Source organism: Bacillus sp. EKM202B (assembly GCF_011066025.1).
GTDB lineage: Bacteria > Bacillota > Bacilli > Bacillales > Bacillaceae_G > Bacillus_A > Bacillus_A toyonensis.
This window is the reverse complement of sequence record NZ_JAAMNK010000012.1, coordinates 37,905-61,668: the sequence shown is the minus strand read 5'-3', so window position 1 is coordinate 61,668 and position 23,764 is coordinate 37,905. Positions and strand designations below refer to the sequence as shown.

Sequence of the window (23,764 nt, the reverse complement as noted above, 5' to 3'; positions counted from 1 at the left end):
GTTATTTTTTATCTCCAAACAAGATTAGGCAATCCCCATATCCTTCTTTCTCTAACTCCCGTTTTGGGATAAATCGAAGAGCTGCTGAATTTATACAATAACGAAGGCCATTTGGTCCTGGGCCGTCTGGAAATACATGCCCAAGATGTGAATCTCCTTCCTTACTTCTCACTTCCGTGCGCGTCATATTATGACTAACATCCATTTTTTCTTTCACACTAGCTGACATCACCGGTTTCGTAAAGCTCGGCCAGCCACATCCACTATCAAATTTATCTATAGAAGTAAACAATGGCTCGCCTGAAACGATATCTACATAAAGACCTTCTTCTTGATGGTTCCAATACTCATTTCGAAATGGTGGTTCTGTACCGTTTTCCTGTGTTACATAAAACTGCATCTCATTGAGTTTTTCTTTTAAATGAGCATTATCCTTTGGCCAATGTTGCTTAATAAAAGCATCTCGTCCCGATCCTTTACGATATAACTCATAGCGGAATGTATTTTTCTTATGATATCCTTGATGATATTCTTCAGCTGGATAAAATGTAGCAGCTGGCAATATTTTTGTCGCAATTGGCTTTGAAAAGCGCTCACTCTTCGCAAGTTCTTCTTTTGAAGCCTCTGCCTTTTTCTGTTGTTCTTCATTATGATAAAAAATCACTGTTTCATAAGACTGTCCACGGTCATGGAATTGTCCGCCGACGTCAGTTGGATCAATTTGTCTCCAATATATTTGAAGCAACTCTTCATACGGCATTTTATTTGCATCAAATGTAATTTGTACCGCTTCATAATGTCCCGTCGTTTCTGAACAAACTTCTTTATAGGTTGGATCTTCTTTATGACCACCTGTATAGCCAGAAACAACCTTTATAATACCTTCCATCTCTTCAAATGGCGAAACCATGCACCAGAAGCACCCGCCAGCAAATGTAGCCAATTCTATCTTTTCATTTACAGCCATTATTTCACCCCTATTCTATATTCTTCTTACAGTATGGCATAAGAAACATAATGTTATAAAAGAAAAAGCATCGAATATCGATGCTTTTTCTTTACTTCACTCTATTTTTTTCAATATCCCTCTCCATTTCATCACTCGTTACATCTAAAACATCTAATAAGAAAATGAAGATCGGAATACCGATAATAAGTCCCCACACACCTAAAAAGTGCTCTGAGAAAATTAATACCATAAACGTATAGAAAATCGGTAAATTTGTTTTTTGGGACATAAACTTCGGATTCAATACGTAACTTTCAAGTGCATGAATAACTGTTACGATAATTAAAATATAAACAACGTACATAATACCGCCGATATTGTAAGCAATCATACAAAGCGGGAATAACGAAATAATAACCCCAGCTACTGGAATTAAACCAAGTAAGAAGATCATTAACGCTAAACCTAATAATTGTGGAAATCCTAATATCCATAATGCAATAACAGATAAAACACAGTTAACAACCGCAATTAAAAATTGTGCTTCAATTACTTTTCCAAATGAACGTGCAAATTTCTTTCCGAAGTACTCAATTTCATGATAGAAAATTGCAAGCCTGCTTTCTTTAAACTTTGCAGTAAAAGCAACGATACGGGCCTTTTCCAACAAGAAAAATAAACTTAAAATTAAAGAAAGTAAAACTTGAAGACCGAACTTCCCAACATTCGTAATAGATTTATACAAAATGTCTACGCCTTGTCCTACGTATTTCGAAAGTTCCATATGATTGACAGCATTAACCGCATACTTAATCAATTCACTATCCGGTGGATTTCTTAAAAATACGTTAAATTGATAAATCAATTGTGAAATTTGTATCGTTAATACTGGTAAATATTTAAATAGTGTAATAGCAATTCCACCAATTAACATTACGTATAGAAATGCTATAATGAGTTTTCGATTAATGGGCATAAAATTATCTAATTTGCGAGAAATAAACTTTTGGAATCGATCCATTAAATACGTAAGAATAAACGTAATTAATATTAAATTCAACATACTTTGCAACCCATATAACACGAGAGCAAGTATTACTAATACGAGTAACCTCTGAAATCCTTTGCTTTGAAACAGGTTTTTTATTTGCATAATCGACGAGTACTCTCTCCTGTCCTATAAAGTAAAACGTTAATAAGTAGATTTCTCTCTATTTTCTACCTATAATTTATTCATTCATATGAAGATGAGCTATCATATAATTCCTAAAACCATACAGTAGCTTACTTCTTATTTTACAATACAATGACCTAATTCAAAACGTATTCTACACAGTATTAATGAAGATTTAAGGAAACTTGCATTTTGCTAACAATAGGTCTTACCACTACTGTAACATAAAAAGCAAGCCATCAGTAGGAATGTGTCCTACAAATAGCTTGCTTTTCTCATTTTTTAAGTAAGTTTTACTATCCAATGAATGGCATGAACATCGGTATGACGACAACTGTTACAACCCCAACTACTGTTACAGCAATACTTGCCATAGCTGCCTCTACTTCACCCATTTCAATTCCTACCGCAACACCTAATGCATGACCTGCTGTTCCAAGTGCTAGACCTTTCGCAATTGGATGTTTCACTCTAAATGTTTTTAAAAATAATGCTCCTAATGCGTATACGATAACTGCGTTAAAAATAACTGCAAACGATGTTATGGCTGGAATACCACCAATACTTTCAGAGATTGGTAATGCAATTGCTGTTGTTGCTGCCTGTGGTAACATTGAATTCATTACTGCTGTATCTAAACCAATTGCCTTTGCTACAATGAATACGACAATTACTGAACAAATAGATCCAACCACGATAGCCGATAAAATTTGCCACCAATATTTTTTTAACTTATCAACTTGTTTATATAATGGAATGGCAAATGCGATTGTTGCTGGCTCTAAGAAGAAACTAATCATTTTTCCGCCAGTATTATATTCTTCAAAAGTAAAATTACCTACCTTTAGAAAGACAATCCCTAATACCATTGCCACGAATAACGGTGTAAATAAGAAGAATCCTTTTGAGTGCTTAAATAATAATGTGCCGATTCCGTATGCGATTAATGAAACGACGATTCCGAAATATGGAGTCATTGTACTTGCCATGTTCATTACCCCCTAACAATATATACTAAAATGGTTACGCAACTTTTCCGTGCTTGCGTCCTTTATTGACTACTTTCAATTCTTTTGTATCTTTTGTTTCTTTGTCATCTTTTCCTAAAATAAATTGTGCAAATAACCCTGTTACAGCGAGTAAAATAATTGTTGCGACAACAATTACAGTTAGTATTTGTACAAAATATTGTCCCATTACACCAAGAGAATTAATAACTGAAATACCTGATGGGACGAAAAGGAATCCGATAATACCTGTTAAAGCTGTTCCGAGTGATTCAACCTGCTCTAATTTAATAACTTTTAAGCATAATAGACTAAATAAAATGACTAACCCGATTACCGATGAAGGCATCGGAATTGGTAAATGTGTTGCAATAATATTAGAAATTAACATAATAGCTGAGAATATGAATGCTTGTGATAAAAAACTATATACTTTTTTCGTACTCATTTTGGCCACCTCTTTCGATTTGGTACCTTTATTGTATAAGATGTACACGTTTTGGTAAGCGTTTACAAAACAGAGCGTCACATATACAGAATCAGTTACAAAAATAAGAGGATGAAATACAAAAGCTGCTTCTTAAATACGAAGCAGCTTTTTAAGTTCTTTTGCATATGTACGGCTAACAGGTACTTTTGATCCTTCTTTCATAATTAAATTATAAGTAGAATTGAACCACGGCTGCACTTCTGTAATATGATTAATATTTGCAATAAAACTACGATGAACACGCATAAAACTTGTTTGTGGTAACTTCTTTTCCAAAATTACAAGTGTATCGTGTGTTACATATGTTTCCCTCATTGTTTTTACTGTTACTTTCCCATCTACGAGTCCTACATATATAATATCTTCAATATTTACAAGTACGATTGATTCCTCAATTGGCAATGCTAATTTATGCATCTCTGCTGTTACATCTGTCCCCTTTATTTCTTGCTTCGTTTCTATTTTCGCTTGTTTTTGCTTTTTATATTTCTTCAATGTCTGTACAATGCGTTCTTCATCGAATGGTTTTAAAATATAATCTAACGCATCTACTTCAAATGCTTGTAATGCGTATTGATCATAGGCCGTTGCAAATACAATCGCAGGAGGATTTTTCATCTTTTTTAATATATTTGCGATTTCAAATCCATTATCATCGGATAATTGAATATCCAGAAATACAATATCTGGTTTATGGTTCATTAGTTCCTCTAATGCGTCTTCCACACAATCAGCCTCACCAATTATCTCAACTTCTTTCGTTCTTTCTAATAAATATTTTAGCTCATCACGTGCTAACATCTCATCATCAACTACTAATACTTTTAACAACCCGTTCTTCCTCCCCTACTTTTTTTGGAATTATAAAGGTAACCTCCGTCCCCTTATTTAATTCACTTTCAATATGAAGCATCGTGTCTTTCCCAAATAAACCGACTAGACGTTCATTAATATTATATAAAGCTGTTCCAGTCCCTTTCTTTGATGAAACTACCATTTTCCCTAATTGTTCTAAACGTTCTATCTCAATTCCCTGCCCATTATCCCTCACTTCAAAGTGAACCATACCTTCTCTTTCAAACACATGCACTTCTACTTCGCATACTGGTTGTTTCTTTGGAAAAGCGTGCCGCAATGCATTTTCAACCAATAATTGAAGAACAAATGGTGGTACTAGAGTTGTCTTTAGCTCTTCCTCAATATACAGCTTTACTCCATACTTATTTGGGAACCTTGCTTGTTCTAGTGATAAGTATGCCTGTACATGGTTTAATTCTTGTTCTAGTGGAATCAATAACTGACGTGCCCCTTGCAAATTACAGCGGAAATACACACTAAGCTGTAATAATAACTTCCTTGCTTTTTCTACATCGGTTCGGCATAAAGCTGATACTGTATTAATCGCATTAAATAAAAAGTGCGGGTTAATTTGTGCTTGTAATGCTTTTATCTCCGCATCTTGCAATAATTTGCTTTGCAATTCAGCTTCACCTAATTCAAGTTGTGTAGAGAATATTTTTGCCAGCCCTTCTGCTAATTCCTCTTCCACACGACTTAACTGGTTAGGATTTTTAAAATACAGTTTTAATGTCCCTATCGTATTTCCATGTGAAGTGAGTGGAATAACGATCGCCGCTTGCAAAGGACAACCTTCATGTTGACAATTAATAACCTCACGTGATTTTGCTTTCATTATTTTCCCTGTGTTTAACACTTCTTTCGATAAACCAGTTATTAAACTATGTGAAGGAATATGGTGATCTGATGCTAATCCAACATGAGCTAATATTTTCTCTGTATCTGTTAAGGATACCGCATCTGTTCCTGTAAAGCGGTGAATAATTTGTGCCACATGCTTACACGATTCTTCTGTTAAGCCTTGGCGAAAATACGGTAACGTTTTATCAGCAATACGTAATACCTTATGGGTCTGAAGCGCCTTTGCGTTCTCTTCCTGACGCAAAATAGCTTGTATCATAGAAAGTAAAATAAAACTTCCAAAACTATTTACAAGGATCATTGGTATCGCAATTGTTTTCACAATACTAATTCCATCCTCTACAATTAATAGGATCATAATCATTTCTAAAGAAACGATAACAACACTTAAAATTGCTGAAAACTTAGGTGTAATTGTACGGTTATATTTTTTGAAAATGTATCCGATATACCCTGTTATAATCCCTGCTAAAATAGAAGAAATTGCACAACTTAGCGCTGTCGTACCACCGAGCATATAACGATGAATACCAGCGATAACTCCTACCCCAACTCCTACGATTGGTCCACCAAGTAAACCACTAATACCCACACCCATAATACGTGTATTCGCAATGGTACTTGATGAAGAAACACCTTGTAGCCAATTTTCATTCATAATCGTATTTCCTGCTATTTCAATACCAGTGTAATTGCTTACAATTGTAAACACAGAAAAAATACAAATAAGCTTAAGCTTATCTACATATCCGTCCTGCCTATGGAGAAGGCGCCTAAACGTTTTAATATGAGAGAGTAAAAATCCTAAAATAACGATAAGTCCGACGCGTTCAATCATCATGAGTACTAAATTTAACATCTTTGATTCATTCCTTTTTATTTAGTTAGTTTTATTATGGGAAAATAACGAAGTAGGCGTCAAGAAGAATGAAATGTTTTTTGAAATATTTTACACATGGAAATCTCCTCTTTATTTGACAATGTAATAGAAGAGTGCTAAAAATAAAGTAATATCATACAGTCCTTTAACCCAACCCCGTGAGGTTGAGAAGGAAGTCGGAATACAATATACGTATGTTCTTTTTTAGAGATACGTATGCTTTTTTGGCCTTCTCATCATATCAGGTGAGAAGGCCTTTTGTTATTCTTCCATAGCGACTGTAGAAGAAAATAAGGAGGAATAATAATGAACATTACCACTGATGTACAAACAACAGAGGAGACGAAAGAGAAAAGATATAAAACACTGTTTGGTTCTGCACTAGGATACGCCGCAGAAGGTTTAGATATGCTGCTCTTATCTTTCGTACTCGTTTATATTTTAAAAGAGTTTCATTTAAGCCCTGTTGAAGGTGGAAACTTAACATTAGCTACGACAATTGGTATGCTAATTGGTTCTTATTTATTTGGGTTTATCGCTGATTTATTTGGTCGTATCCGTACAATGGCCTTCACCATCTTACTATTTTCACTAGCAACAGCACTCATTTATTTCGCAACAGATTACTGGCAATTATTAATTCTTCGCTTTTTAGTTGGAATGGGAGTTGGTGGTGAATTCGGAATTGGAATGGCCATCGTAACTGAAACATGGTCAAAAGAAATGCGTGCTAAGGCAACATCGGTCGTTGCACTTGGATGGCAATTTGGTGTTTTAGTAGCTTCACTTCTTCCAGCATTTATTGTCCCGCATTTTGGATGGAGAGCTGTTTTCTTATTCGGACTAATTCCAGCTTTACTAGCTGTTTATGTACGTAAAAGTTTAAGTGAACCGAAAATATGGGAGCAAAAACAACGCTACAAAAAGGAATTGTTACAAAAAGAAGCTGATGGTATTTTAACAACTACTGAAGCAGAACATCTAAAACAAATAAAAAAATTCCCACTTAAAAAGTTATTTGCAAATAAAAAAGTAACAATAACAACAATTGGTCTTATTATTATGTCGTTTATCCAGAACTTCGGATATTATGGGATTTTCACATGGATGCCAACTATTTTAGCAAATAAATATAACTATACATTAGCAAAGGCGAGCGGTTGGATGTTCATCTCTACGATTGGCATGCTCATTGGAATTGCAACCTTTGGTATTCTGGCTGATAAAATTGGTCGTCGTAAAACTTTTGCAATCTATTATATCGGTGGTACTATATACTGTCTTATTTACTTCTTCCTATTCACAGATTCAACATTATTATTATGGGGAAGTGCATTGCTCGGATTCTTTGCAAATGGAATGATGGGCGGATTCGGAGCCATTTTAGCTGAAAACTATCCCGCCGAAGCTCGCTCTACAGCGGAAAACTTTATTTTCGGTACAGGACGTGGTTTAGCTGGATTTGGCCCTGTTATTATCGGTTTACTCGCTACAGGCGGAAATTTACTTGGAGCATTATCCTTAATTTTCATCATCTATCCAATCGGATTAATTACAATGTTATTATGTGTGCCAGAAACAAAGGGAAAAGTATTAGACTAAACGAAAAAGAGGAAGCATCTCATTTAAAATGCTTCCTCTTTTCAGTGTTTATTTATCATTCATTTTGATTTACTAGCTTTCTGGAATAAGAAAGCAGTTTTATCTTTTTCTTGTACAATGCCTTGCTTCAATGCTAATTCTCCTGCAACTTTAGGTGCCAGCCACAGCATCGGGAATAACAAAATTGATACCGGAACAGCTGTCACTACAATGAAAGATTGTAATGCATTAATGCTTCCTTCTCCCATATATAAAAGAATTGCTGCAACTGCTCCCATAATAAGTGACCAAAAAATTCGCAAGCTAATTCTAGGATCTCCATCTCCAGTCACTGCCATTGAAATGGAATAAGCCATTGAATCTCCTGTTGTTACTACAAATAAAATTGTTAATAAAAGAAATGCCGGTCCAATAATATTAGATAGTGGCAGTTGCTCTGTAATTGCAATCATAGCTGCTGGCATACCAGATTCACTTAAAGCGTTCGAGATAGATCCAGGCTTCATTAATTCATAAAATACACCCGATCCCCCCAATATAGTGAACCAGAACGTTGTAATAATAGGTGCAATAATTCCAATTGCAACGATGATTTCGCGAATCGTTCTTCCTCTTGAAATTCGACTTACTAAAATTGCCATCATTGGTCCATATCCAATAAACCATCCCCAGAAAAAGATTGTCCAAGATCCTAACCAACCTGTATCCCCGCGGTATGTGCTCATTGGTATAAACTCATTTATATAAAACCCAAACGAAGAAACAAATGAATCAATAATAAATCCACCTGGTCCAAAGAATAACACAAACACCATCAATAAAATCGCTAGTTTAACATTTAAATCACTTATTATTTGAATCCCTTTATCAATACCCGTTACCGCAGATATAGTAGAAACAGCTACCACACAAATAATAATTGCTAATTGAGTAGTAAACACGTCGGAAATTCCGAATAATGCTTGTAAGCCATAACTTGCTTGTAAGCCTAAAAATCCGATCGGACCAATTGTTCCTGCAGCTACTGCAATAATTGCAAATGCATCAATCATCGTTCCAAGCAAACTCTTTCGCAATTTCTCTCCAAAAATAGGATATAAAAGCGTACGAGGTTTTAACGGCATACCTTTATGATAATGTCCATACATCATAACTACCGCACTAATTGTACCTAAAATCGTCCAAGCTAAAAATCCCCAATGCATATAACTTTGTGCTAAAGCAGGCATGACTGCTTCTTTCGTTCCAGCAGATATACCTTCATGTATTGGTGGCACCGTCATCAAATGGTACATTGGCTCTGCCGCTGCCCAAAAAACGCCACCTCCGGCAAGTAGTGTAGACATAATAATAGCAAGCCACTTTGCCGTACTAATCTCAGGTTTTTCTAAATTACCTAGTTTGACCTTCCCATATTTCGAGAATGCCATACACATCGCAACAATAAATGTACCTAACAATAAAATCTGCCAAAAAGCCCCGAAGTACTTAATTGAAAATGCAAAACTGCGATTAATAGCTCCCTCTACATAACCTTTATTTAAGAAAACTGCGATTACAAATAATAAAAGCGAACCACCACTAATAAGAAATACAGGCCAATCTGTTTTTTGATTCTTCATCCTCATTTACACATCCTCCTTCCTCAGCAATCTAAAAAAACAACTTTATTATGTTTTCTTGTTTAAATCCAAAACACAATTATTATATAAATATAATAATTCATCAATTTTCCACATACTTATGTTGTCCCTAAAAATATGCTAAACCCCTTATTTAAAAGAAATATTCTATTCCTCTTACATAAAAAAGCAAAACAAAAGACCTTATATGTCTATAAGGTCTTCGAAACAGAAATTTGATTATAACATAAGGAACTCCCTGGTTCAAAAAGCTCCTGCCAAAAATAACCGAGAGTAAAGGCTTCCATTTGCTACATAACAGTAATTAAAAAAATTTTATATTTTACAGGAAATCCCCCCTATACTAAATATTATTTATGAAAGAAATTTGGCTTCAAAATATCATTCGGATACGGTTTATGATAAATATGAGTGGCAGCTGGCGATAATGGCGGTATTAACCATACCCAATTTCCTGTTACAACGCGACCACAGGCAGCTTCTTGCTTCTCAAATTGCTGAAATTGTTGTGCAGCAGTATGGTGGTCAACAATACTAATTCCTTGTTTTTTAAATGAATATAATACAGCAATGTTCAACTCAATTAATGCCTTGTCTTTCCATAACGTGCTATTTCTTGATGTATCTAAATTCATCATTTCTGCAACTGCTGGAAGTAAATTATAACGATCCTGATCAGCTAAGTTCCGAGCTCCAATTTCCGTCCCCATATACCATCCATTAAACGGAGCTGCCGTATAAGAAATACCACCAATCTCTAAACGCATATCTGAAATCATCGGCACTCCATACCATTTCACTTCTAAAGATGAGATTGGGTAATCTGGATGCTCAATTGGTACTTCTTTTACTTCTTCTTTTGGAATTTCTTTATATATAGGCTCTTTTCCATCAACAGAAAATACAAGCGGTAATACATCAAAATTCGTACCTTCTCCTTGCCAGCCAAGTTCCTGACAAAAATCCGTAAATGTAGCGGAATGAGAATCACCGATTACTCCCATTTCTGTTTTATATCCTGCATATCGAATTAATTGATGATTATAAATTCGTATATTATTTTCTTCACTTTCATATTGCTTAAAAATTGTAATTGTCGGTTTAACTTTCCCGTCGTTCGTTGCATATTTAATGTGATGAATTAACGCATTATATACACCTTCTTCATCATTCACTTCACGTGCATCTAATATGTGCATCTTACTCCAGAATAACCTTCCAATACATCTATTACTATTACGCCATGCCATTCGCGAACCATGAACAAGTTCTTCAAATGTATGCTCATACGTTCCCGTTCTCTCTATTTCCATGTGAATTTCTTTTATACGCTCTTCTATGAATTGCTCTTTATTAAGCTCTTTATAGCAAGTAGTAATAAAATTACTCGCTTCCTCTATTAATTGTTTCGTTTTACTCATAAACAATCTCCTTCTATTTCAACAAACGCTACTAATTTACAGTATAAGCAAAAAGGATAATAGTCACAAACGAAAGTGAAAGTGTTACTTTTATTGTAATATTTTCAGAAAATTATAGAAATCTCTCTTGACTTCTATGAAAAATAAGTGTATTTTTGACTCAGGTAAAATATTTTTACCTAGGGCAACTTTCGAACTAGAAAGGAGGTAATATTATGTCTTCATTTCAATTGCCAAAACTTTCATATGACTATGATGAATTAGAGCCATATATTGATAGCAATACACTTTCTATTCATCACGGAAAGCACCATGCGACATATGTAAACAATTTAAATGCTGCTTTAGAAAACTATACTGAATTACATAATAAATCTTTAGAAGAGTTACTATGTAATTTGGATGATTTACCAATGGAAATTATTACAGCAGTTAGAAATAACGGTGGTGGTCATTATTGTCATAGTCTTTTTTGGGAAGTGATGAGCCCTCGAGGTGGCGGCGATCCTAATGGAGACGTTGCAAAAGGAATTGATTATTATTTCAATACCTTTGACAACTTAAAAGACCAACTGTCCAAAGCGGCCATTAGTCGTTTTGGAAGTGGATATGGATGGCTTGTTCTTGACGGTGAAGAACTTTCTGTTATGAGCACACCGAATCAAGATACACCTTTGCAAGAAGGGAAGATCCCGTTACTCGTCATTGATGTATGGGAACATGCCTATTATTTAAAGTATCAAAATCGGCGCCCAGAGTTTGTTACCAACTGGTGGCATACAGTGAACTGGGACCGGGTAAACGAGAAATATTTACAAGCAATTCAATCACAAAAACATTAGTCGTGCGTATAAGGTAAATTTGGTAATGTAAAATCAGTATTGTCGAAATCCTCCAGAATCCCCCGGATTGCCACCGGGGGATTTATGATTACTTCATTGTATTTATGTAATGGCGTAAAATATTTTTCATTTCTAGTTTCAACTCTCGGAATGGAAATCCCAATTCACGAGCCTTTTCATTATGTAACGTACAATTAATTACTTCATTATAAGGCGCTTTATTATCTCCTACTTCTTGAATGAGAGCTTTTATCCCCGTATTTTCTTCTATGAAACGAATAACTTCTCTGGTAGAAACTACCCCGTTGCTACAAGCATTAATCGGCCCTTCTATGTTTTCCATCCCACACCAAGCTAAAAACTCTCCTGCTTCTTTCTCATGTATAAATGCCAAATCTCCATCTACATGATCCACAACGATAGGCTCTTGTTTCACAACATGTTCAACGTAAAATTGTAATCTTTTCGTATAATCATTTTCTCCAATAACAACTGGAAAACGCACTGCAACAACTGGGAATGCTGCATGTTGAAATACAACTGCCTCAGCTAATCTCTTACCTTCACTATAATTAAAATCATTCCTATCTCCATACGTGATTGCATACTCATATGGATTAAAGTCCTCTTCTAACAGACCTAGCGCAGGCTCATAGACAGCCATTGAAGATGTCATAATATACTTCTTAGTTTTTCCTTTTAACACTTCACATGCTCTCTTCGCTGCATTTGAGCTATAGCATAAATTATCGTATACAATATCATAACTTTTACCTTCTAAACGCTTTGCTAGTTCTTTTTCGTCTTCTCTATCTACGATGATTCTTTTTACTGCACTTCCAAAGGAATCTTTAGTAACTCCCCTCGTCGCAATCGTTACATCATGTCCAACTTGCAACAGTACTTCTACTAAATGTTTACCAAAAAATCTTGTTCCCCCTAGTACCAATACTTTTTTCACCTTCATCATCCCCGTTTTCATAAATTGTAAAATACTACCTCCCTTATTATAAATGCTAAAATAAAAAAACATGGAATCAGTTTAACGATTCCATGTTTTTTCTACATATGACGCATTAACGTACTCGATATTTAAAAATACAATAACAGAAATATAAAATAGAAATTACTGATACATAAACCCATAGTTCATATACAAATCCCTCTCCCCAAACTCCCATAAAATAAAAGAGTGAAGGCAGTGTCAATGTTACCCATGATTGTACGAAAGCAATTCTTCCAAGATATTGATTGATATTCTTTTTTTGTGTATTTAATACAAAGAATAAATACCAAAGTAATGCCCACATAAACCATGTTAACGCATTAACAACATCGTTGAATTGAACAAATGAAACGACCATATAGAATAAAGCAATAATCGCTACCCAAATACAGAACCATCCTAGACCACTACTATCCATTCCCTTTATAAAAGTAACACCTACATATAAATAGGTTAATCCAAATAAAAAGGTAGCTGAATATGAATATACCGTCCAATTACTTTGATCAGAAATCATAATCAAATAGAACGGAATGATAATTTGTAATGCCCCCACAAATAAATTAAAAACACCTGCGCTTTTCATCTCTGCTTTTCCTAATATAACAAGACTATTTAAAAATAAAGCTGCACCTGAAAGTAATAATCCTACATAACCCATATATATTCGTGTGAAAATCTTATCTTTTCACACTTTTAACCTCCCCACACTTTAAAGTGATACCTATATTATTTTTCTTCCCATTTAAAACTACATACATAATTTTTCATCTGAATAAGTCAGACTTCCTACCTTAAAAAAGAGCAAACTTAAAACGCTTTCAATAATAAATAACCCTATCAAAATATGCAATAGGATTCCTTGATTATAAACGGACTCTAACAAGGATACAAGTGTTGGAATACTTTTCAATCATACGTTTTTAATTTCTATAAAAAATGAATAGAATGATACATTTTCCCTATCTCATTCTACTAATGCCTAGCATAAAATATAGTACAATCATATCATTTTAAGGAAGGTTTGATATTTATGCCTCTTCATTATCCAAATCAACCTGTTTTTCACTCCACAGGTGTATTAACAAGAGAGCCTGCAACTGTTTCAGCAGTAGTAAACATTGTAAATTTAGATGCATTTTACGCACACTATGTAAGTATAGAGGTTTGGGATTGGTCTAACTATTCTAATCCTGTAAAATTACCTGTACTAATTGGTGAAAATGCGGAAGTAGTATTTCCATATATTTCACAAAGGAACAACTTAGCAGTTTTTTATGCTGATTTAGGTGACGCTGTTGACTTGTATGAAATTCGTATTTCTTATCCTAGCCACTCCAATATTATCGCAAATTGTTTTGGACGAAGCATACCGCCATACGCAAGCCAAGAAGGTAATACCGTATATCATAAACAACTTGTTCGAATTCATTAAGTTCTCTTTCCAAATCACCAATTTATAAAAGCATTCAATAGATTAAATTCCTATTGAAGTGCTATGGTCAGTAATACTCTCTTTCATTTTCTTTTCCTCAACGAAAACTATTACTGACCTTTGGTTCCCTTATTATACATAAATACAATAAAAATAAAGTATCCTCCTTAAATCATTTGATAGCCATTTTTATTATTTACCTGCCATCTCCAAGAATCTAAACACATTTCTTCTAATCCATATTCCGCTTCCCATCCTAATTCTCGCTTCGCTTTAGATACATCAGCAAAACATATCGCTACGTCCCCAGGACGACGCCCGATAATTTTATACGGTATTTTTTTGCCCGAAACCTTCTCAAAAGCATTAACCATCTCCAATACACTATACCCTTTCCCTGTACCAAGGTTATATGCATCTATTCCTGTAGTTTCAAGCACTTTCTCAAGTGCCTTTACATGCCCTTTTGCAAGGTCAACAACGTGAATATAATCACGAACACCTGTCCCGTCTTTTGTTGGATAGTCATTTCCAAATATATTTAATTCCTTTAACTTCCCTACTGCTACTTGTGTTACATATGGCATTAAATTATTAGGAATCCCATTTGGATCTTCTCCAATACGACCACTTTGATGCGCCCCAAATGGGTTGAAATAACGAAGTAACGCGATACTCCATTCACCATCAGCTTTTGCAACATCACGCATAATTTGCTCTATCATTAACTTTGTTTGCCCATATGGATTTGTCACGCTTAATGGAAATTCTTCCGTAATTGGTGATGTTTTTGGAATTCCATATACAGTTGCAGACGAACTAAAAATAAATTTTTTCACATTATGTTTTTGCATTACATCACATAATATAATCGTACTTATAATATTATTATAATAATATGTAAGCGGAATTGTAGTAGATTCCCCAACTGCTTTGAAGCCAGCAAAATGAATAACTGCTTCAATGTTATTTCCCAAAAAAATCTCATTCATTTTTTCACGATTTAAAACACTTTCATTATAAAATTTAAATTGTTTCCCTGTTATTTCTTTTACTCGGTTTAAAGACTCTATTGAACTATTTGAAAGATTATCTACGACTATAATTTTATAATTATTATTTAATAATTCTATACACGTATGACTACCAATATATCCTGCTCCACCCGTTATAAGTATCGCCATATATATAGTCCCCCACTTATCATCAATTATAAAATTTTATAATCTCAATACACATCTATCCTATCATATTCCAAGATATAAATTCTAAATATTTTAAATTTTCTTTTATATAAAAAGCTACATAACCTTTAAGTTATGTAGCTCTTCAACATCTATATTTTTCTATATCATTTTTTATTACCCAAAAATTTTAGTAAAAGCTATCCAAACGTTCTGATTTGTTAAATTACGTAACAATATACACTTAAAAAGTGTGCCAGGCTTCCTAATAATACGAAAACATGAAAAATTTCATGGTGTCCCATATATTTAAACTCCAACCATTTTGGCTTAGCACCGTAAATAAACCCACCAATTGTATAAAAAATACCTCCAAGTATTAAGAAAAGGATACCTCCTGTACTTAAATTCTCAGCTAGCGGTACAAAGAATAGAACAATTAACCAACCCATCAGAAGATAAATTCCTGTCGATAACCATCTTGGGCAATTAAACCAAAACATTTTAAAAACAATACCACAAATCGCAGTTGCATAAACCAAACAAAATAGTAGTAAACCATTTGCTGAACTTAATGTAATTAAGCAAAAGGGTGCATATGTACCTGCAATTAATATAAAAATCATAGAATGATCTAACTTCCTAAAGAAATAAATAACACGTTCACTGGCTACAACACTATGATACACAGCTGATGCCATATAAAGGACCATCATCCCAATACCGAATAAAATAACAGCTGTAATTGCAGCAAAAGATGGCATCTTAACAGAAACTTTCACAAGCATAGCTAATAATGCAATAAATGCTAATACAGCTCCTCCTAAGTGAGTAAATGCATTAACCGGTTCTCTTACATAAGCATTCATATAAACACCCCTCATATAATTACATGTAGTTTTAATAACTACATGTAATTATATACGCATTATTTATACTAGTCAACATTTACAATTCACTTGTTTCGTAATACCATATTTAAAGATATACTAAACATTCAGTTCCACTAAGTGATAAAAGTGAGGGGTTTTACGTGGAAAATATAAATAAATTACTTGAATCATTACATTTAGAAAAAAATATTAAACTTGAGGATATCCCAAATGTCGACTTATATGTAGACCAAGTTGTTCAACTATTTGAGAATACTTATGCGGATACAACAAGAACTGATGATGAAAAAGTATTAACAAAAACAATGATTAACAATTACGCAAAAGGGAAACTATTCATCCCTATTAAAAATAAAAAGTATTCAAAAGAGCATATGATTTTAATTAGCTTGATTTACCAATTAAAAGGAGCCCTTTCCATTAATGACATAAAAAGCTCCTTAGAAAATATAAATGTACCTTTACTAAACGATGATACATTCGAATTAAATACTCTCTATAAAGATTATCTTGCTCTTACTGAAACCAATGTGGAAACCTTTAACCAGGACGTAAATAACCGTATTAGGGAAGTAAATGAGATTTCCTCCTTAGAAGATCAAAAGCTAGAAAAGTTTTTATTACTAACATCCTTCGTGACGATGAGTAATATGTACAGACGATTGGCAGAGAAGTTAGTGGACGATTTAAAAGAATCGTAAATAAAAAAACTATCCACCTGTTACAGTGGATAGTTTTTTTATTTACTTAATTGCTTCATGGACTTTTAATTGTTTCCCTTTAATCGTTGTATTTTTCATGGTCTTTAAAACAATTGGTCCTTTTCCATTTAATATTTCAACGTAAGAAACATTGTCCTGTATCGTAATAATTCCTATATCTTCTGCTGTAACACCTTTAATTTTAGCAATTGTGCCGACAAAATCTACCGCTCTAATTTTCTTTTTCTTCCCACCATTAAAGTACAGCTTCATAATCCCTTTGTTTAAGTCTGCACTTTTATCTTTCTTTATAATTGGTTTAGCATGTATTTTTTCCTCAAATACTGCCTTCCCTTTCATAACCTCTTCTTTTGAAGGTGCATATGCCTTTGGAATTTCAAAGCCGATGTACGCCTCAATTTCTTCTAAAAATCTATTTTCATACGGAGTTATGAATGTAATAGCTTTTCCTTTATTGCCAGCTCGTCCCGTTCTTCCCGTACGATGTACATAACTTTCTTTTTCTAACGGAATATCATAGTTAATAACATGTGTAATATTATCAATATCAATTCCTCTAGCAGCTACGTCTGTCGCTACTAAATAACGGAACTTTCCTTTTCTAAAATCGTCCATAACTTCAAAACGATCTTCTTGCACCATACCACCATGTATTTTGTCACAAGGATAGTTAACACGGTTTAACTGTCTAAATACGTGATCTACATTTTCTTGTGTACGGCAAAAAATAATACAACTATCTGGATTCTCAATTGTTGTTACATCTTTAAGAAGTGAAAGCTTCTCCTCTTCTCTCGTCTCAAAAAGTGTATGTTCAATTTTGTCTGTGGTAATCCCGGCAGCCTTAATTTCAATATGCGTTGGCGAATCCATATACGTACGGGATAACTTTTCAACATCTTCTGGAAGTGTTGCCGAAAATAGCATTGTCATTCGCTTTGTAGGTAATTCATCAATAATTGCCTCTACTTGATCAATAAAGCCCATATTTAGCATTTCATCTGCTTCATCAATGACTAAATACTTCAGACATTCTAAAGAAAGGGTACCTTTTTCAATATGATCTAACACACGGCCAGGAGTCCCTACTACGATATGTGTCTTTTGTTTTAACTCTAATTTTTGACGTGCAAATGGAGACTTACCATAAACGGCCGCAGCCTTAATTCTTTTGAAGCGGCCTATATTCGTAATATCTTCTTTCACTTGAACAGCAAGTTCTCTCGTCGGCGTCAAAACTAATGCTTGTGGCTTATTCTCTTCCCATTCCACCATTTCACAAAGTGGAATACCGAATGAAGCTGTTTTTCCACTTCCAGTTTGCGATTTTACAACAAGATCCTTCTTTTTCAATGCAACTGGAATAACCTCTCCTTGCACTTCTGTTGGATGTTCATATCCTAAACCAGTAAGTGCTCGTATTATTTCTTTACTTAATGCATAATTACTAAATTCCTTTTTACTCATATACTAACCTCATTTGAATTTTATATTTAAATAACTATACTCTCCATATCTAACGTCAAGTTATACCAAGATACTATATTAAATCAATGTTTTCAATTCATTTAAGTTTCAATTTATCTACGTATAATTCTTAAATAATAAAGGACAGCCTTAATTATAAGTCTGCCCCTCTAAATTGTATTCATCTTTTATGGAACTAATTTTTTTACAACTGGTATTCTTTGCAATACTAAAGTAATTACCATACTAAGAACAATTGTGATTGTTACATTAATAGGTATTGCCAATATTGCATGTGCATGTTCATTCACCTTTGGAAATACTCTGTACAGATAGTTATTTAATAAGAAATAGTGAAGGATATAAATACCAAGGCTCGCTTGATTTATACCGCGTAATACAAATGGTAATTTTCTTTCTGAATTTCCGAAAGAATATTTGAAAAATACAAATAAACTAATCGCCATAAGTACAACACCTGGAGAAAAGTATCCATACCAAAACTGATCCAATTGTCCGTTTGCCTGAACTGTATAATAATATGTAACAAAGAATGTAATAATAAATCCTACAATTCCTCCAATGTAAGCCAAATTCCTCCACTTTTTCACAATATCATAATTGGATAAATAATAACCAAGAAGGAAATAGCCTACATAATTTGTAACGTAAAATAATTCAATATTAAAGTTGATAGGATAATAATATTTTGCCAAATTAACGACAACAGATGCATATAACCATAAAATTAAAAAATACTCTATCTCTTTCTTTTGAGCATTCTTCACAAAAATTTTCAGTAAAGGTGTAATTAAGTATATCCCTACAATCATGTACATGAACCATAAATGTCCACCAATACTATCTGTTAGAAAATATTTTATCCCCTGTTTTATAGAACGCGGGAAATATCCTGCATAAGCTCCGTATAAATAAAATAAAACACTCCAAGCTACAAAAGGTATAATTACCTTACTTGCACGTTTCTGTATAAATTCTCCAATAGAAATATCTTTCGTACCCTTTAATAATAAAGCTCCACTAATCATCACAAAGATTGGAACGCTAGCGCGTGAAAGTGACTCAAAAAGATTCCCAGACAACCAACGCGAAACGTTATTTGCATCCAATGTGGAAACATAACCAGCGGAGACATGAATTGTAACTACTGCGATTGTCGCTAACACACGCAACCAGTCCATATACACTAATCGTTTCATTAACAGCTCTCCTAAATTTACATATTTGATTTTTCCTATACCACACATAATTTTACATTAAATCATGTTATGTTAAAACAAATTTTGACGATATAAACCTACAGTAGACTTAAATCAACTTAATTTTTTTATATAAACATTAAAACCTTTGACTTATTAGTGAAAATAATGTAAATTATCCTTTGGACGAACATTTTCAAACGAAACAAATAAAATATTCGTATTTTAGGGGTGTAAATGATGGAAAACGTATTTGACTATGAAGATATTCAATTAATTCCTGCAAAATGCATTGTAAACAGTCGATCTGAATGTGATACAACTGTCACTTTAGGAAAACATAAATTTAAATTACCTGTCGTACCTGCAAATATGCAAACGATTATAGATGAAAGAATCGCAACTTATTTAGCTGAAAATAATTACTTCTATATCATGCATCGTTTCCAACCAGAGAAACGAATCTCATTCATTAGAGATATGCAATCACGTGGATTAATTGCTTCAATCAGCGTTGGTGTTAAAGAAGACGAATACGAATTCGTACAACAATTAGCCACTGAGCAACTTTCACCTGAATACATTACAATCGATATCGCACACGGTCACTCTAATGCTGTGATCAACATGATTCAACATATTAAAAAACATTTACCAGAAAGCTTTGTTATCGCTGGAAACGTTGGAACTCCAGAAGCGGTAAGAGAATTAGAACACGCTGGCGCTGACGCAACAAAAGTTGGTATTGGACCCGGTAAAGTTTGTATTACTAAAATTAAAACAGGCTTTGGAACTGGTGGTTGGCAGTTAGCTGCACTTCGCTGGTGTGCAAAAGCTGCAAGTAAGCCGATTATTGCTGACGGTGGTATTCGTACACACGGTGATGTAGCTAAATCTATTCGATTTGGGGCAACTATGGTTATGGTCGGTTCTCTATTCGCTGGTCATGAAGAGTCTCCAGGGGAAACAATCGAAAAAGATGGAAAGCTTTATAAAGAATACTTCGGTTCAGCTTCTGAATTCCAAAAAGGTGAGAAGAAAAACGTTGAAGGTAAGAAAATGTTCGTGGAGCATAAAGGTTCTTTAGAAGACACTTTAATCGAAATGGAACAAGATCTTCAATCTTCTATCTCTTACGCTGGTGGAACAAAATTAGATGCTATTCGTACTGTAGATTATGTTGTCGTGAAAAACTCTATTTTCAACGGTGATAAAGTATATTAATTCTTATATTGAGCTCGAAGGACAAGCATGTGTATGCCTGTCCTTCTTTTTTATGTATAAAACCGTTAAATATTTTTATTTTACTGAATTTTCTAGTATCATATTTTTAAATACTTAAAATAAGGGGGCTATAATAAATGAAAAATGTAATTGAAAATCGCCTTATTCGCGCAGAAGTTCCTACTGAACTAACATGGGATCTTTCTGATTTGTATAAATCTGATGCCGAGTGGCACGCTGCATTAAACGTATTAGAAAATGATATACAGAAACTTGGTGCATTTAAAGGACGCTTGCATACTAGCTCCACTACTTTACTAAATTGCTTACTTATAGAGGAAGAGCTTTTAATGAAATTAACAAAACTGAGCTCATATGCAAACCTAAAAGAATCTGCTGATCGGACAGATCCAGTTATTCAAGCGAACTCTTCCAAAGTTTCTGCTCTAGGAACGAAAGTACATACAGCACTATCCTTTATTCATAATGAAATTCTCTCATTTGAAGAAGGCACGATTGAAAAATATTTAATTGAGGAGATAAAACTCAACCCTTTTCGTAAATCATTACTAGAAGTGCTGAGCAAAAGGCAGCACACTCTTTCACCTGAAACAGAAGAAGCACTTGCTGCACTTGGCGAAGTTCATAGTTCTCCATACAAAATTTACGGCATGACTAAATTGGCCGATATGGATTTCAATCCTATACAAGACGAACAAGGAAACGAATTCCCTTTGTCATTTGCATTATTTGAAAGCAATTATGAATTCTCTCCAAGCGCATACATACGTAGAAAAGCATATGAATCGTTTGTTTCCACTTTGAAGCGATATAAAAATACAGTTGCCACAACATATGCTACTGAAGTAAAAAAACAAGTGACACTTTCTCGTTTACGCAAATATGAATCCGTTACTCATATGCTTTTAGAGCCGCAAAAAGTTCCACTTGAAATGTATAACAATCAACTTGATATTATTTATAAAGAATTAGCGCCTCATATGCGCCGTTTTGCAGATTTAAAAAAGAAAGTATTAGGACTCGATCAAATGCTTTTCTGCGACTTACATGCACCTTTAGATCCTGAATTTAATCCAGCAATTACTTACGAAGAAGCAGGCAAACTCATTCAAGATTCTTTAAAAGTATTAGGAGATGAATATAGTTCCATTATCGAAAAAGGCTTCAAAGAAAGATGGGTAGATCTTGCAGATAATGTAGGCAAATCAACAGGAGCATTTTGTTCAAGTCCATATGGTTCTCATCCATATATTTTAATTACATGGCAAAATACGATGCGCGGATGCTTCACATTAGCACATGAATTTGGTCATGCTGGGCATTTTTATTTAGCAAATAAAAACCAGCGCATTATGAATGTACGTCCATCTATGTACTTTGTTGAAGCACCATCAACAATGAATGAATTATTACTAGCCCAACATTTACTTGCAACAACTAACGATAAGAGAATGCGCAGATGGGTCATTCTACAACTACTTGGCACATATTATCATAACTTTGTTACTCACTTACTTGAGGGCGAATACCAACGAAGAGTATATACTCTAGCAGAAGAAGGACAAGCACTTACAGCTAAAAGTTTAACCGAAATAAAAACAAATGTCCTTTCTACATTCTGGGGGGATTCTGTAGAAATCGATGAAGGTGCCGGCTTAACTTGGATGCGCCAACCTCATTATTACATGGGCTTATATTCTTACACGTATTCTGCAGGTCTAACTGCATCTACCGCAGTAGCCCAAATGATTAAAGAAGAAGGGCAGCCCGCCGTTGATCGCTGGTTAGATGTACTTCGCGCTGGTGGTACAATGAAACCACTTGAATTAATGAAACATGCCGGAGTAGATATGTCAAAACCAGATGCAATCCGTAAAGCTGTTTCTTACGTTGGCTCCTTAATTGATGAATTAGAGCGTTCTTATCAAGAATAAAAAAATAAGCCCTCGCTTCTTTATGAGGGCTTATTTCATATTTACTTTCCAAATCTTTTACGGTATCCACATTTCCTACATAACTCTTCGACTGCAACTCTTTTCGAAAATCCATCGACAATGTTTGTTGCTCTTTCACCTTCTATAATGTTAGAAAATGAATCATTATTAATATTCCCAAGATTAATAATCCCTTCACCGTCTAAACAGCAAGGAATAACCGTTCCATTTGCTAAAATACCCGCTTGATTTCGAAGACCATGACAGAATCCTTTTCCATCATCCTCTTCTTCATGCAATGCCGGCCATTGAAATTCATAATCTTGATTAATAAAGACACGTTCCGCAATTTTTATACCTTTTCCTGGTGTAAGCTTCTCTTCAATTTGATAAGGCAGATCAAACTCATTTTCAATTATGGATAATAGCTCTCTATTTTTCTGGATTTCAGCATTTGTCTTATTATCCTGAGTTAAATTCCATAACCTTAGCGAAACAATTAAATCTGATTGACTTGTTGCTTCCCTAATGAAGGCAAGTATACTTCTTACATAGCCCTCTTTATCTTGCGAACCTGGATGTCCATCAAAACTGTGCAGGGAAAAGTTCATTTGTCTTAGAGCAGGCTTATTTAACAGTCTATGCCTTCTCTTATTAATTAACGTTCCGTTCGTTGTAATATTAACTTTAAATCCTTTTTCATGGCTTAAATCTAGCAGTTGATCTATTTTTGGATGGAGCAACGGCTCACCCTTCACGTGCAAATAAATGTAGTCTGTGTGAGGTTTAATTTGGTCTAATCTTTTAGCAAAATCCTCCACAGAAATGAATTGCTTCTGCCTTTCCGTCGGCGGACAAAAGCTGCACGCAAGATTACATACACTTGTAATCTCTAAGTAAAACTTCTTAAACTTCTTCACCTTTAATTCCT

Annotated in this window: 21 protein-coding genes; 6 read left to right on the top strand and 15 right to left on the bottom strand. The window is 34.3% G+C overall.

Annotation, left to right across the window (positions count from 1 at the left end):
• Position 1: 1 nt before the first annotated feature.
• The 6 genes from msrB to lytS form a co-directional block, all read right to left on the bottom strand.
• Positions 2–967, bottom strand: coding sequence for a peptide-methionine (R)-S-oxide reductase MsrB (msrB, locus tag G9F74_RS16005; protein WP_000290143.1), 966 nt, complete (start codon positions 965–967; stop codon positions 2–4).
• A 91-nt stretch (positions 968–1,058) separates the two neighbouring features.
• A complete protein-coding gene (locus tag G9F74_RS16000; protein ID WP_001166022.1) occupies positions 1,059–2,102 on the bottom strand; it encodes an AI-2E family transporter in 1,044 nt (347 codons plus the stop codon).
• A 317-nt stretch (positions 2,103–2,419) separates the two neighbouring features.
• Positions 2,420–3,112, bottom strand: coding sequence for an antiholin-like protein LrgB (gene lrgB / locus G9F74_RS15995; protein ID WP_000168869.1), 693 nt, complete (start codon positions 3,110–3,112; stop codon positions 2,420–2,422).
• A gap of 34 nt (positions 3,113–3,146) precedes the next feature.
• A complete protein-coding gene (gene lrgA / locus G9F74_RS15990) occupies positions 3,147–3,578 on the bottom strand; it encodes an antiholin-like murein hydrolase modulator LrgA (RefSeq protein WP_000104898.1) in 432 nt (143 codons plus the stop codon).
• Positions 3,579–3,710: 132 nt separating this feature from the next.
• Positions 3,711–4,451: a LytR/AlgR family response regulator transcription factor gene (locus tag G9F74_RS15985; RefSeq protein WP_000921837.1), complete on the bottom strand. Its 741-nt coding sequence runs from the start codon at positions 4,449–4,451 to the stop codon at positions 3,711–3,713.
• Positions 4,429–6,198, bottom strand: coding sequence for a two-component system sensor histidine kinase LytS (gene lytS, locus G9F74_RS15980; RefSeq protein WP_000933603.1), 1,770 nt, complete (start codon positions 6,196–6,198; stop codon positions 4,429–4,431). Before lytS ends, G9F74_RS15985 begins: the two co-directional genes overlap by 23 nt.
• 327 nt (positions 6,199–6,525) lie before the next feature.
• On the opposite strand from lytS, the gene G9F74_RS15975 reads away from it, so the two are divergent.
• The gene (locus G9F74_RS15975) at positions 6,526–7,821 is read left to right on the top strand and encodes an MFS transporter (protein WP_001028013.1); all 1,296 of its coding nucleotides are present in this window, start codon (positions 6,526–6,528) and stop codon (positions 7,819–7,821) included.
• A 59-nt stretch (positions 7,822–7,880) separates the two neighbouring features.
• On the opposite strand, the gene G9F74_RS15970 is transcribed toward G9F74_RS15975, so the two are convergent.
• Both G9F74_RS15970 and G9F74_RS15965 read right to left on the bottom strand, forming a co-directional pair.
• Complete coding sequence (locus G9F74_RS15970; RefSeq protein WP_001242400.1) at positions 7,881–9,449, bottom strand: BCCT family transporter; 1,569 nt, start codon at positions 9,447–9,449, stop codon at positions 7,881–7,883.
• Between the two features lie 365 nt (positions 9,450–9,814).
• Complete coding sequence (locus G9F74_RS15965; RefSeq protein ID WP_000047638.1) at positions 9,815–10,885, bottom strand: nitric oxide synthase oxygenase; 1,071 nt, start codon at positions 10,883–10,885, stop codon at positions 9,815–9,817.
• Positions 10,886–11,100: 215 nt separating this feature from the next.
• Between G9F74_RS15965 and sodA the strand changes: the two genes are divergently transcribed.
• A complete protein-coding gene (gene sodA / locus G9F74_RS15960) occupies positions 11,101–11,727 on the top strand; it encodes a superoxide dismutase [Mn] (RefSeq protein WP_016107336.1) in 627 nt (208 codons plus the stop codon).
• Positions 11,728–11,815: 88 nt separating this feature from the next.
• On the opposite strand, the gene G9F74_RS15955 is transcribed toward sodA, so the two are convergent.
• Together G9F74_RS15955 and G9F74_RS15950 are read right to left on the bottom strand one after the other, a co-directional pair.
• Positions 11,816–12,709 carry an NAD-dependent epimerase/dehydratase family protein gene (locus tag G9F74_RS15955; protein WP_000847857.1) on the bottom strand — a complete coding sequence of 298 codons (894 nt, stop codon included), beginning with the start codon at positions 12,707–12,709 and terminating at the stop codon, positions 11,816–11,818.
• A gap of 94 nt (positions 12,710–12,803) precedes the next feature.
• Positions 12,804–13,394, bottom strand: coding sequence for an AmiS/UreI family transporter (locus tag G9F74_RS15950; RefSeq protein ID WP_098623812.1), 591 nt, complete (start codon positions 13,392–13,394; stop codon positions 12,804–12,806).
• A gap of 372 nt (positions 13,395–13,766) precedes the next feature.
• Between G9F74_RS15950 and G9F74_RS15945 the strand changes: the two genes are divergently transcribed.
• Positions 13,767–14,168, top strand: a complete 402-nt coding sequence (locus G9F74_RS15945) for a hypothetical protein (protein WP_016107338.1) — start codon at positions 13,767–13,769, stop codon at positions 14,166–14,168.
• Positions 14,169–14,335: 167 nt separating this feature from the next.
• On the opposite strand, the gene galE is transcribed toward G9F74_RS15945, so the two are convergent.
• Together galE and trhA are read right to left on the bottom strand one after the other, a co-directional pair.
• On the bottom strand, positions 14,336–15,352 hold the full coding sequence (galE, locus tag G9F74_RS15940) for a UDP-glucose 4-epimerase GalE (RefSeq protein ID WP_000996156.1): 1,017 nt from the start codon (positions 15,350–15,352) through the stop codon (positions 14,336–14,338).
• A gap of 221 nt (positions 15,353–15,573) precedes the next feature.
• Positions 15,574–16,221 (bottom strand): PAQR family membrane homeostasis protein TrhA, encoded by a 648-nt coding sequence (trhA, locus tag G9F74_RS15935; protein ID WP_000995372.1) that lies wholly within the window; start codon positions 16,219–16,221, stop codon positions 15,574–15,576.
• Between the two features lie 164 nt (positions 16,222–16,385).
• Between trhA and G9F74_RS15930 the strand changes: the two genes are divergently transcribed.
• Positions 16,386–16,946 carry a DUF1836 domain-containing protein gene (locus tag G9F74_RS15930; protein WP_000427895.1) on the top strand — a complete coding sequence of 187 codons (561 nt, stop codon included), beginning with the start codon at positions 16,386–16,388 and terminating at the stop codon, positions 16,944–16,946.
• Between the two features lie 42 nt (positions 16,947–16,988).
• Here G9F74_RS15930 and dbpA read toward each other — a convergent pair whose 3' ends face one another.
• A complete protein-coding gene (gene dbpA / locus G9F74_RS15925; protein WP_000037208.1) occupies positions 16,989–18,434 on the bottom strand; it encodes an ATP-dependent RNA helicase DbpA in 1,446 nt (481 codons plus the stop codon).
• A 188-nt stretch (positions 18,435–18,622) separates the two neighbouring features.
• Positions 18,623–19,654, bottom strand: a complete 1,032-nt coding sequence (locus G9F74_RS15920; protein WP_000827026.1) for an acyltransferase — start codon at positions 19,652–19,654, stop codon at positions 18,623–18,625.
• 240 nt (positions 19,655–19,894) lie between these two features.
• Between G9F74_RS15920 and guaC the strand changes: the two genes are divergently transcribed.
• Both guaC and pepF read left to right on the top strand, forming a co-directional pair.
• Positions 19,895–20,878: a GMP reductase gene (gene guaC, locus G9F74_RS15915; RefSeq protein WP_033668204.1), complete on the top strand. Its 984-nt coding sequence runs from the start codon at positions 19,895–19,897 to the stop codon at positions 20,876–20,878.
• 137 nt (positions 20,879–21,015) lie between these two features.
• Positions 21,016–22,833 (top strand): oligoendopeptidase F, encoded by a 1,818-nt coding sequence (gene pepF / locus G9F74_RS15910; protein WP_000800001.1) that lies wholly within the window; start codon positions 21,016–21,018, stop codon positions 22,831–22,833.
• Between the two features lie 41 nt (positions 22,834–22,874).
• Here pepF and G9F74_RS15905 read toward each other — a convergent pair whose 3' ends face one another.
• On the bottom strand, positions 22,875–23,753 hold the full coding sequence (locus G9F74_RS15905; RefSeq protein ID WP_000713626.1) for a radical SAM/SPASM domain-containing protein: 879 nt from the start codon (positions 23,751–23,753) through the stop codon (positions 22,875–22,877).
• Positions 23,754–23,764 lie beyond the last annotated feature (11 nt).